Origin of the sequence: Calidithermus timidus DSM 17022 (genome assembly GCF_000373205.1) — a bacterium.
Classification (GTDB): Bacteria; Deinococcota; Deinococci; order Deinococcales; family Thermaceae; genus Calidithermus; species Calidithermus timidus.
In genome coordinates, this window is record NZ_KB890687.1 from 108,551 (window position 1) to 120,125 (window position 11,575).

The window sequence follows — 11,575 nt, forward strand, 5'->3', positions numbered from 1 at the left end:
CATCAAGCGCAAAACGCTCTTCCCCCACCGTCGGCCTCGACGCTTTCCGGTGTTCGACCATTGGCGTGGGGTTAAAAAACACAACGGGCTTCTCGCCCGCTGACAAAAACAATTATAACGCCCCATGCAAATATGTAAAGTGGTATGCACGAAGTGGGCTTTGGGACGGAGAACTCACCGGCCACCATCCGAATATTCGCGTAGCCAACGGGCATAGGGAAGGTGCTCCTCGAGCGCGGTGCCCCGGCGCTATCCCTTCCCCTCCGCCACTGCCCGGCGGAAGGCGTCCAGCGCGTCGTGCACGGCTGTGGGGGGCAGGACTCCCATCACGACGTCGGTGCCGCCGCCCCGCGCGCCCAGGGCTTGCAGGGTTTCCTTGAAGAAGGTGGGCAGGTGCAGGGGGTGCAGGGGGTGCTTGACCAGCACGAAGCGGGCTTTGTCCTCGCCAGGAGCCACCAGCAGGGCCAGGGTGCCCGGCCACTCGGCCAGGCGTTTGCCCACGGCCTCGAGGATCACCGCCGGGACCAGCGCGGCGATCTTGTGGCCGGGGTGCTCGGCCAGCAGGTCGCGCATGTAGCGCTCGGCCAGCTCGTCGCGCAGGGCGGCGTTCTCGCCCTTGAGCCTGTAGAACTCCTCGCGCAGGTTGGCGATAGGCCTTTCCACCTCGAGGCCCTGGGTGCTGAAGCGTTCGCCCAGCCGCGAGAGCACGGCGTGCTCCTGGGAGAACAGCTCCAGCGCCTCCCACCCCGCGCTGAAGTAGACCCGCGTGCCGCCCTTGTGGCGCTCGAACTTGAGCACCTTGATGGGTCCGGCCTCGCCCGTGCGCCAGAGGTGGGTTCCGCCGCAAGCCACCATGTCCCAGCCCTCGATCTCGACGATGCGGATTTGCCCCGAGACCTTGGGGGCACGGCGCAGGGGGTACTGCCCCAGCTCGTGCTCTTCGATGAAGAAGCTGCGGGTGGGGATGTTGGCGTAGACCGCCCAGTTGGCCAGGGCCTCGGCCTGCTGCACCACGGCTGCCTCGGGCTCGGCGGCGAAGTCGAGGGTGCAGATGGGGTTGCTCATGTTGACGGCCTGAACCTCCCAGCCCCCCGCCCGCAGGAAGGCCTGGCAGAGGATGTGCTCGGCGGTGTGGCGCTGCATGTGGCGGTAGCGGCGCGACCAGTCGAGCTGGCCCCTCACCTCGCTGCCCTCGGGCAGGGGTGCCTCGAGCACGTGGACGATGTCCCCCTTGGCTTTGCCCTCCTCGAGCACCTCCAGCACCCTCACCCCGCCCAGTACGCCGGTATCGCAGGCTTGCCCTCCGGCGGTGGGGTAGAATAGGGTCTGCTCCAGCACGGCGAAATGTTTCTTGCCCTCGCTCCAGGCCCGTAGCACGCGGGCGCTGAACTCACTCTCGTAGGGGTGTTCCCAGTAAAGGCGCACGAATTCAGTCTAAAGGCTTTGGTCAGGGGGCTTACCCACAGGCCTCGAGCTTTGGCCGATCATAGAGAATCCCTCTCGGTCGGATGCTGCGTAGGGGAAGTCAGAGGTGCTCATGAACCGCGCGGATTGGATGTGGGGAATAGGGGTGGGGTTGGGGCTCGGCCTGGTGGGGTTTGGTCTACGGGGCTTAGGCGTGGCGTATCCGCTGGAGGGCCTCTTCGCTCAGATCACCTACTGGCTGGGCACCCCGGCTATGTTCAACCTGATACACGGCCTCTTTGGCTACGGCGAACTGACCAAGAACCTGGCTTTCGCGGGAGCGGCCCTACTCTGGCTGCTGCTCCATCCCTTCTTGTGGTGGACGACGCGGCGCCGGCTTCCGCTGGGCCTGCTGCTGGCCTTTGGGGTCTACGCCACCAGCGCCTTTGTCCTGCCTGGTGGGTGGGTCGCTGCTGGGCTCTACACGGCGCTCTTCGCCGGGCTGGTGCTGGCTGTTCGGCGTGGGTCCAAAGCTGCAAGGACCTCCACCGCTGACCCAGCCCGTCGCGAGAGCCTCAAGGCGCTGGGGGTGCTGGCGGTGGGTCTGGCGTTGTGGGGGGAGATCAGGGCCCAGGCGAAGATCGTGTGGGAGAAGATCGCGGGGTTGTGGCCCGAGCTGATCGGCCAGCCGCGGCTCTACCAGGTCTCCAAGAACCCCGCCTTCCTCGACCCCAACCTCCTGGGCAGGCCCTACCGGCTCGAGATCGGTGGACTGGTGAACAGACCCTTCAGCCTGGGGCTCGAGGAGATCAAAGCCCTGCCCAGCGTGGAACTCATCCACACCATGGCCTGTATTTCTAACCCCATCGGCGGCGACCTGATCGGCTGCCTCAGGTGGCGGGGGGTTCTCCTCAAGACCCTGCTGGAGAGGGCTGGTGTGAGGGCGGAGGCCAAATTTATCGTCTGGGAAGCGGCGGATCGCTACACCGAATCCATCGCCCTGGCCGAGGTGCCCCCCGAGGCCATGCTGGCCTACGCCGCCGAGAACCCCGAGACGGGTGAGTTCGAGGACCTCGAGCCCAAGCACGGCTACCCCACCCGCATCCTGCTACCGGGGCGTTACGGGATGAAGCAGCCTAAGTGGCTCACCAAGATCACCCTCTCCGACAGGGAAGTCACCGGCTACTGGGCCCAGCGCGGCTGGAGCAAGAGCGCAGAGATCCGCACCATGAGCCGCATCGACACCCCCCGGCAAAACGCCCGGCTCAGGGCGGGTGAGGAGATCTTCGTCGCGGGCATCGCCTACGCGGGGGGGCGGCCCCTCGAGCGCGTCGAGGTCTCGTTCGACGGGGGCAAGACCTGGCAGAAGGCCCAGCTCAGACCTCCCCGCGCCCGGTACGCCTGGCAGCAGTGGGCCCTGCCCTGGAAGCCTCAGAGGGGCGACCACACCCTTCAGGTGCGGGCGGTGGAGGTAAGCGGACGCATCCAGGACGCCACGGTGCGCGAGCCATTGCCCGATGGGGCCACGGGGTACCACACCCTCAGGGTGCGGGTGGGGTAGAAAGGGCCTTCTCGGCTTCGGGGCGGCTCCCATGAATACCGCCCACATGTAGGCCGTATGGGAAAGGCGGCGTCTTTGCTTTGGGGGATTATCTTTTGGGATCCGGTATCATACCGGATTCAAAAAGATACTCTTCAAAACCAAAAACCCAGGGGCTATCTTTTTGAATCCTAGAGCACTCCCTTCGGTCGGGTTAGTTCGTCACCGAATGGTGACGAACTAACCGAATCTGGTATCAGTTGGGGGATTGGGGGGAAAGCCGGCCCTCGGCGGCGGGTTGGCGGAGGTCTTGCGAGAGCGCAGCGAGGCGGGTGATGCTCTGGTCGAGCTCGTCGAGCACGATCAGCAGGTCCAGGTGGGCCAGGGTGGTGGCCCTGGATTCCACCCGGCCCCGCTCGAGGCGGCTGAGGTGGGAGCGGCGCAGCTCGAGCAAATAGCGCTCCATGCGCGCGCGCTCGGAGATGACCTGCTCGGCGAGGAGCTCGCTGCGGGTCGCCAGGGCAGCCAGCGAGAGACGCAGCCGCTCCAGCACCCGCTCGGCGGCCTCGGCCAGCTCGGTGCGGCCCTCCTCGGAGAACTCCAGGTTCTGCGCGTAGAGCTTGTCCTGCTTGCGCAGCATCCGGCGCACCTGGTCGCCCATGTGTTCGATCTCGCTGGCGGCCATGATCAGCACCAGCGGGGAGTAGCCGGGGTGGCGGGCCGAGAGGTCGCTGAGGTAGAGCACGATGGCCCTGGCCAACTGGTCCACTTTTTCCTCGCGCCGGGCCACGTCGGCGGTGTCTCCGCTTCCTTGGGCCAGGATCCTCACCGTCTCGGAGAGCATCTGCGTGAGCTGGTCTCCAATGCGCCCGACTTCGCGCAGGGCCAGGCTCGAGGCCAGCTCGCGCGAGTCGAGGGCTTCCGGCGAGAGGTATTTGGGGCTGATCTCCTGCCCCACGTCGGGGACCACCCGCCGCATGAGGCGCTCGAGGGGAGCTAGAAAAGGCAGCACCAGGACCGAAGCCAGGAGGTGATAGAGGAGATGCCCCACGGCCAGCGCCCCCGAGGGTCCGGAGGGCAGGCTCAGGCCCAGCACGTCGGCGACTTGCGCGCTCATGGCCGCGTAAGCCCGTACCCAAGCCAAGAAGGGCAGCGAGAGCAGCACCTTCGAGCCCAGATGCGCCAGGGCGATCCGCCGGGCCAGGGGAGTGTTTTTCCAATTGGTGAGAACCAAGACCATCCCCGAACCGGCTCCCCCGCCCAGGGCTAGGGCTAAGGCGGCCTCGAGGTTGAACACCCCCGACCCCGCCAGGGCCAGGGCCAAGGCCGCCACGGCGTTGGCCGAGCCCAGGCCGGTGGCCAGGGCAAAACCCAGCAGCCACAGGCCCGCCGGGGAGGCTTCCAGGCTGCGGCTCACCAGGTTGAAGAACTCACTCTTGGTCAGGGGGAGCAGGCCCTGGACCATCAGGCCGATCCCCAAGAGCAGCATTCCCAGCCCCAAAATGGCCTCGCCCAGGGCCTGGCTTCGCCGGTGCAGCGTGAGCACGAAGCCCAGCCCGATCGCCGGCAGGGCCAGGGCGCCGAGGGGAGTGGCGGCGAGGATCAGCGCCACCGTGGCCCCGGCCTTAGCGGCCAGGCCCAACACCAGCGCCGGGGCGAAGCCGGCGATTCCCGCTGTGGCCAGGCTGATGGCGGAGAGCCCCAGGGCCGAGCTGTTGAGGGAGATGGCCCCCACCAGGACCCCGGCCAGCCAGGCCCGCAGCGGAGCTGCGGTGGCCCAGGTCAGGACCTTGCGGGCCGGGCCGCCCACCAAGACGGCCAGGGCCTGGGAGAGGATGACCAGCCCCCGCACCAGCAGGGCCAGACCGCCCAGGGCCTCGAGCATCAGCCCGCTCCTCCGGCATTTTTATGGGTTGAATCCATATAAGGCTGGAGCATGGTGGCAAACGTAAACATATTACACGATTTTCGCGGGATTCCCCGTTGGGAGCGGGAGCGACCGCCCTTGACAATTCCGTGGCTAGGCTTGATGATTCGGCCAAGGAGGAAAATATGGCTGGTGTGGTGCGGGTCTTCCGCATGCTCCTCGTTGCGGTCCTCTGTTTGCTCGGCTTTGCCTTCGCCCAACCGAGGGTGGTCAACGTCCTGTGCAGCCCCGACCTGGCCTGGTGTGAGGCCCTGGGCCCCGCTTTCAAGCAGGCCACCGGCATCGACCTGCGCTTCGTGCGCCTGAGCTCGGGGGAGGGCCTGGCCCGGCTGCGCGCGGAGGCCTCGAGGCCGCAGTTCGACGTTTGGTTCGGCGGCACCGGCGACCCCCACCTCATCGCCTTCAAGGAGGGGCTCACCGAGTTCTACAAGCCCTCCTCCTGGAACGACATCCGCGAGGACCTGCGCCGAGCGGTAGGCGAAACCTACATCCCCCTCTACACCGGCGCCATCGGCTTCGTGGTCAACTCCCAGGTTCTGCAGCGACGCAACCTACCCGAGCCCCGGCGCTGGACCGACCTGGCCGACCCACGCTACAAGGGGCTCATCGCCATGCCCGATCCCAACACCTCGGGCACCGGCTACACCATCTTGGCCACCCTGGTCCAGATCTACGGCGAGGAGGAGGCCTTCAAGCTGCTGGCCAAGATCCACCGCAACATCGCCCAGTACACCCGCTCGGGCTCGGCTCCGGGCCAACTGGCCGGGCGCGGCGACGTGGCCATTGCTGTGCAGTTCGCCCACGACGGGGTGAAATTCGCGCTGGAAGGCTTCCCCCTCAAGGTTTACTTCCCGCTCGAGGGCACTGGCTACGAGATCGGCGGCCTGAGCCTGATCAAGGGTGCCCCCAACCGCGAGGCGGCCATCCGCTTCATCGAGTGGGCCCTCACCCCCGAGGCGCAGGCCATCGCTGCCAAGGTCGGCTCTTTGCAGATTCAGTCCAATAAGAAGACCCCGGTGCCGCCGAACTCGCCCAAGCTGGCCTCGATCACCCTGATCAGGTACGACTTCGCCAAGTACGGCTCCACCGAGGTGCGCGACCGCATCGTGGGCCGCTGGACCAAGGAGGTCTTCCCGCAGCCCAGGTAGCCCTAAAAGCCTGAAGAAGAGGTCATGGCCACCCTGCGACGCACCCACACCCCGCCATCCACGACCCGCGGGCCCCTGCTCCTGGCCTTGTTGGCTTGGGGGGCGCTCCCCTGGCAGGCTGGCTCCGGTTGGCCGCTGGCCCTGCAGGCCGGGCCCTGGGCCTGGGCTCTGGGGCTGGCGCAACTCCTGGCCCTGGCGCTGGCCATCGCTCCGGGAGCGCGGCGGGCGCGGGCGGTGCGGGTGGCGACGGTGACGGCCATTGCCTTCATCGGGCTGGTGGGCGGGCTGGCGCTGGCGGATTGGACGCTGGGCCCCGGCATGGTGGTGGTGGGCTTTGCCTTGGTTTTCGCCCTCGGTTACGCCCTGGCCGAGGCCGGGCGCTTTCGCGACCCGCTGCTGGGGGCGCTGATCCTGAGTTCGGCCCTCCTGATCTTCCTCTTCATCGTCTACCCGCTGCTGGGGATGGCGCGCGCGGTGACGCTCGAGCGCCTGCTGGGTGTGCTGCGCGATTCGCGCTTCCTGATGCTGGAAAACCCCTTCACCCCCTCCTCCGAGACCCTGCGCGCGCTGCTGGTGGCGACGGTGGTCGCGCTGGTGGGAGCCGGACTGGATCGGGCCCGCCGCCTGCGTGGCCTCCTGGTCGGCCTCGGGGTGGGGGTGGCCCTGGGAGTGGCCCTCTTCGGGCGGGGGGCGTTGGCCTCGAGCTTGCTGGTGGCCGGCGTGGTGGCCCCGCTCTCGACGCTGCTGGGCCTGGCCTTCGCCATCCTGCAGCAACGCACCCGCCTGCGCTTTTTGCAGCCGCTGCTGGGCGGGCTGGCGCTGCTACCCCTCATCACCCCGCCCTTCGTGCTGGCCTTTGCACTGATTCTGATGTTCGGGCGCAATGGCTTCGTCTCGGCCCACCTGCTGGGCCTCGACAGCAACTTCCTCTTCGGGCCGGTGGGTCTGATCGCCGCGCAGGTGCTGGCCTTCGCCCCCGTGGCCTTTCTGGTGCTGCGCGGCAGCGTGCAGGGCCTCAATGCCTCGCTCGAGGAAGCTGCCTGGAGCCTGGGCTCGAGCCGCTGGCGGGTCTTCCGCACCGTGACCTGGCCGCTCCTGCGCCCAGGGTTGGCCAACGCCCTGCTGTTGGCGGTGATCGAGTCGCTCTCCGACTTCGGCAACCCCTTGATCCTGGGCGGGGACCGCAACTACCTGGCCACCGAGGTCTTCATCGCCTTCACCGGGCGCTACGACCCGGTCGAGGCGGCGGTGTATGGGTTGGTGCTGCTGGCGCTGGTGCTACTGGTCTTCTGGTTGCAGTACCGCTGGCTGGGCCAGACCTCCTTCGTGACCACCACCGGCAAGCCCAGTGGGGGCCGGCCACTGCCGCTGCCGGAGGCCCTCGAGGCCGCCCTCATTGCGCTGCTGGCTGTGTGGGGGCTGTTGGTGGTGAGCCTCTACGGCTCGGTGATCGTGGGTTCCTTCGTACAGCTATGGGGCTTCAATTACACCCCCACCCTCAAGCACTACCAGGACTTCCTTGTCCTGGGCCTGCCGGTCTTCGCCAACACCTTCAAGATCGCACTGATTGCGGCCATCCCCACCGCCGTCCTTGGCTTCGTGCTGGCCTATTTGGTCTTTCGGCAGGAGTTCGCGGGCAAGCGGTTGCTGGAATTCTCGGCGCTGCTCTCCTTCGCCATGCCGGGCACGGTCATGGGCGTGGGGTACGTGCTGGCCTTCAACGCTGAGCCTTGGGTGCTCACCGGCACCACCATGATCATCATCCTGGCGCTGATCTTCCGCGAGGTACCGGTGGGCATTCGCGCCGGGGTGGCCGGCCTGACCCAGATCGAGCCGGCCCTCGAGGAAGCCTCGGCCACCCTGGGCAGTTCCACGGGCCGCACCTTGAGCCGCGTCGTGCTGCCCCTGCTGCTACCGGCCTTCATCGGCGGCCTGGCCTTCGCCTTCGTGCGGGGCATGACCGCTGTGAGCCAGATCATCTTCTTGGTGGGCCCGGGGAACCTGCTGGCCACGGTGCTGCTGTTGGGCTGGGTGGAGCAGGGGCAGATGGGCCGTGCTGCGGCCATGAGCACGGTGATGATCCTGAGCCTGCTGGCGGTGGTGCTGCTCTTGTTCCCGCTCACCCGCCGCTTCGATGTGCGCCTTGGGGGAGGGGTGTGATGAGCGTCGCCCTGCGACTGGAAGAGTTGAGCAAGCGTTTCGGCCAGACCCTGGCCGTCGACCGCCTCGAGCTCGAGGTACCCCCGGGCACCTTCCTCACCCTGCTGGGCCCCTCGGGTTGCGGAAAGACCACCACGCTGCGCATGGTGGCGGGCCTCGAGCAGCCCAGCAGTGGCCGCATCCTGCTGGGCGAGCGTGACATCACCGAGTTGCCCGCTCACCAGCGCGGCCTGGGTATGGTCTTTCAGAGCTACGCCCTCTTCCCGCACATGTCGGTTTTTGAGAACGTGGCTTACGGGTTGCGCACCCAGCGCCTGCCGATCCCCGAGATCCGCCGCCGGGTCGAAGCGGCGCTGGAGCGGGTGGGCCTGGGGGGCCTGGGTGACCGAGCCCCGCACACCCTCTCCGGGGGCCAGCAGCAGCGGGTGGCCGTGGCCCGCGCCCTGGTCCTCGAGCCCCCCCTGCTGCTCTTCGACGAGCCGCTGTCCAACCTCGATGCCAAGCTGCGCCGCTCGGTGCGCGCCGAGCTGCGCGCCCTGCAGCAGGAGCTGGGCATCACCGCGCTCTACGTCACCCACGACCAGGAAGAGGCGCTGGCCCTCTCCGACCGCATCGCGGTGATGAACGCCGGGCGCTTGCAGCAGGTGGGTACGCCCGAGGCCATCTACCGCTACCCGGCCAACCCCTTCGTGGCCGGCTTCATCGGCATGACCACGCTGCTGAAGGGCGAGGCCCAGCCGGACGGCCAGGGGGTGCGCGTGCGCCTGGGGTCGGCGGTGCTCGCGGCCTACGCCCCCCAGCCCTTCAGCGGCCCCGCCCTCTTGGCCCTGCGCCCGGAGGACGTACGCGTGGGCGAGGGTGAGCTCTGCGCCATCATTCGCCGGGTGGCCTATCTGGGCGAGCGCTTCGAGGTCTACCTGGAGAGCCCCTGGGGCGAGGTGCTGGCCTACGTGCCCTCCGAGCTGCGCCCGCAAACCGGCGAGGCCGTGCCCTTCCGCGTAGCCTGGGCGACGGCCTACCCAGCTTAGGGGCCTGAGAAAAGGCCCCGGATTGGCGGTAAGCTATGCCCTGTGAGTGCGCTTTACCGCCAGGCCCGGCCCTCCACCTTCGACGAGATGGTGGGGCAGGAGCACGTCAAGGAAGTGCTCCTCAACGCGCTGCGTTCGGGGCGGCTGGCCCAGGCTTACCTCTTTTCCGGGCCGCGGGGGGTGGGAAAGACCACCAGCGCGCGCCTCATCGCCCAGGCCGTCAACTGCACCGGCCCCGATCCCAAGCCCTGCGGGGTGTGCGAGGGCTGCCGGCTGGTGCGCGAAGGGCGACACCCCGACGTGCTCGAGATCGACGCCGCCAGCAACAACTCGGTCGAGGACGTGCGCGAGCTGCGCGAGAAGATCCTGCTGGCCCCGCTTTTGGGCCGCCGCAAGGTGGTGATCCTCGACGAGGCCCACATGATGTCCAAGAGCGCCTTCAACGCGCTGCTCAAGACGCTGGAGGAGCCCCCTGAGCACGTGATCTTCATCTTCGCCACCACCGAGCCCGAGCGCATGCCCCCCACCATCCTCTCGCGCACGCAGCACTTCCGCTTCCGCCGCCTCTCCGAAGGAGAAATCGCCGAGAAGCTCGCCCGCATCGTGCGCGGTCTGGGCCGCGAGGCCGAGCCCGCTGCCCTGCGGCTGGTGGCCCGCATGGCCGACGGGGCCATGCGCGACGGGGAGAGCCTGCTCGACCGCTTGTTGACCTTGGAGGGTGTCATCACCTTGTCCCAAACCGAGGCTGCGCTGGGCCTGCCCCCGCAGGCGGCCCTCTTCGCCGTGGCCGAGGCGCTGGACGCCGGACGTATCCGGGAGGCCCTCGAGCGCACCCAGGGCCTCTACACCCAGGGCTTCGCCGCCCGCACCCTGGCCCAGGGCCTGATGGAGGCCCTGCGGGCGGGGCTCTACGCGCGGCTGGGCCTGGGTACGGGGCCGCAGCTCAGCGCCCCCGAGGAGCGCCTGGTCGCGGCCATGACCGCCCTCGACCAGGCCCACGAACGCCTGGCCAAGCGCTCCGACGCCCTGGCGCTCGAGCTGGCCCTGCTGGCGGCTTACCAGGCCCTGCACGCTGTTGCCCCCACCCCAGCCGAGGTGAGGCCTCCGGCTTCTGCTGTCCCCGACTTCAGCCCAGCTCCCAGGGCCCGCTCCACACCCCCCCCTGCCGCCGATGCTGCCTCCGGGTCCCCCGCTCCCCAACCCGACCTCAACCAGGCCTGGCGGGACGTGCTGGGCCAGATCGGGGTCAACCTGCGGGCCTTCTTCCGCGAGGCCAGGCCTTACCCTCCCGAAGACGGCAGCCGTAGGCTGACTTTGGTATTTCCCGAGCGGGCCGGCTTCCACTACCAGAGAGCCCAGAAGAACCTCGAGGCCATCCAGAAGGCGGTACGGGACGTCATGGGCGACTATGAGGTGGAGCTGGTGCTGGGCGGAGATAAAAAAAAAGTAACCCCTAGCTCCCCCGCCCCTCCCCAGCACCTTAGCTCCGCGCCCGTAGCCGACCGGGTGGCCGAAGCCCTGCCCCAGCCGCCCGATCCACGGCCTGCCGAAGCCCCACAGCCCCAGCCCGTCCCAGCTCCTGCCCCCGAGCCCCCGAGCGTAAATGCGCTGTTCGAGGACCTGGGCGAGCCAGCCTATGAATCGCCCCCCCTCGAGGAGGAGGCTCCTTCGCTGGCCCGCACCTCTGGCTCGGACCTCACCGCCGACCCGCGCTTTCAGAGGCTGCTCCAGCTCTTCGGTGCCCGCATCCGCAAGATTCACCGTGAAACCCCCAAGGAATCCCTCGCCGCCGGTGCCGAGGGTGGGGGAGAGGCCGAGGAAGCAGGCGAGGAGTGAGCCTCCAGCTGGCTTATACCGGATTCAAAAGGATAATCAACTGGGGCGCTCAACCCCACTCCACTTCCTCGCGCCGGGCTTCGAGCCAAAGTTGCACGATGGGCCAGGCCAGCAGCCCACCGATGAGCAGAAAAAGCAGCACTTCCATGGTGCTCCTCCCAGGACACTCTAGCCCGTGCAGGTCAGGGCTGGGTCAGGGAGCAGATCCCCTGCCAGACGGGATTCGGGGGTGATCCTCCCTGACGGTCGGCGAAAAAGGCGTTCCCATTCGGGGACGAACTGACCGAATCTGGCATCAATCCCCCTTTGGCTTTCGGGCCTCGAGCGCCCCCTGCCCCGCCTCGATGCCGGAGTCGAAGTCGATCTCGGCGGGAAGGGCGTCGTCCGTGTCCACGATCACCGAGGCGGTGGGCTCGAGGGGTGTGGGTGTGGAGACGGGATACCCCCGCGAATGCTTACGGGCCACATAGACCACCACGAATGCCGCCAGCAACAATCCGAACACCGCAATCCAGGCCATGCTCTATGGTAC

The 11,575-nt window shown here is 67.9% G+C and carries 8 protein-coding genes; 5 read left to right on the plus strand and 3 right to left on the minus strand.

Features of this window, described 5'->3' with window-relative positions; all coding sequences use genetic code 11:
• Positions 1 to 249: 249 nt before the first annotated feature.
• Positions 250 to 1,425: an alanyl-tRNA editing protein gene (locus B047_RS0100540; protein ID WP_018465009.1), complete on the minus strand. Its 1,176-nt coding sequence runs from the start codon at positions 1,423 to 1,425 to the stop codon at positions 250 to 252.
• A 112-nt stretch (positions 1,426 to 1,537) separates the two neighbouring features.
• Here B047_RS0100540 and B047_RS0100545 point away from each other — a divergent pair, with 112 nt between their 5' ends.
• Positions 1,538 to 2,965 (plus strand): molybdopterin-dependent oxidoreductase, encoded by a 1,428-nt coding sequence (locus B047_RS0100545; protein ID WP_018465010.1) that lies wholly within the window; start codon positions 1,538 to 1,540, stop codon positions 2,963 to 2,965.
• Positions 2,966 to 3,200: 235 nt separating this feature from the next.
• Here the strand turns inward: B047_RS0100545 and B047_RS0100550 are convergent, their stop codons facing one another.
• A complete protein-coding gene (locus B047_RS0100550; RefSeq protein ID WP_018465011.1) occupies positions 3,201 to 4,829 on the minus strand; it encodes a Na/Pi cotransporter family protein in 1,629 nt (542 codons plus the stop codon).
• 167 nt (positions 4,830 to 4,996) lie between these two features.
• Here B047_RS0100550 and B047_RS0100555 point away from each other — a divergent pair, with 167 nt between their 5' ends.
• The 4 genes from B047_RS0100555 to dnaX are packed head-to-tail and all read left to right on the plus strand — an operon-like array spanning position 4,997 to position 11,043.
• Positions 4,997 to 6,019 carry an ABC transporter substrate-binding protein gene (locus tag B047_RS0100555; RefSeq protein ID WP_018465012.1) on the plus strand — a complete coding sequence of 341 codons (1,023 nt, stop codon included), beginning with the start codon at positions 4,997 to 4,999 and terminating at the stop codon, positions 6,017 to 6,019.
• 24 nt (positions 6,020 to 6,043) lie between these two features.
• Complete coding sequence (locus tag B047_RS0100560) at positions 6,044 to 8,179, plus strand: ABC transporter permease (protein WP_018465013.1); 2,136 nt, start codon at positions 6,044 to 6,046, stop codon at positions 8,177 to 8,179.
• Positions 8,179 to 9,207, plus strand: a complete 1,029-nt coding sequence (locus B047_RS0100565; RefSeq protein WP_018465014.1) for an ABC transporter ATP-binding protein — start codon at positions 8,179 to 8,181, stop codon at positions 9,205 to 9,207. The genes B047_RS0100560 and B047_RS0100565 overlap by 1 nt, the downstream gene beginning before the upstream one ends.
• A 42-nt stretch (positions 9,208 to 9,249) precedes the next feature.
• Positions 9,250 to 11,043 carry a DNA polymerase III subunit gamma/tau gene (gene dnaX, locus B047_RS15935; protein WP_018465015.1) on the plus strand — a complete coding sequence of 598 codons (1,794 nt, stop codon included), beginning with the start codon at positions 9,250 to 9,252 and terminating at the stop codon, positions 11,041 to 11,043.
• A 295-nt stretch (positions 11,044 to 11,338) separates the two neighbouring features.
• On the opposite strand, the gene B047_RS0100580 is transcribed toward dnaX, so the two are convergent.
• Complete coding sequence (locus tag B047_RS0100580) at positions 11,339 to 11,563, minus strand: hypothetical protein (protein WP_018465017.1); 225 nt, start codon at positions 11,561 to 11,563, stop codon at positions 11,339 to 11,341.
• Between the last annotated feature and the right edge of the window lie 12 nt (positions 11,564 to 11,575).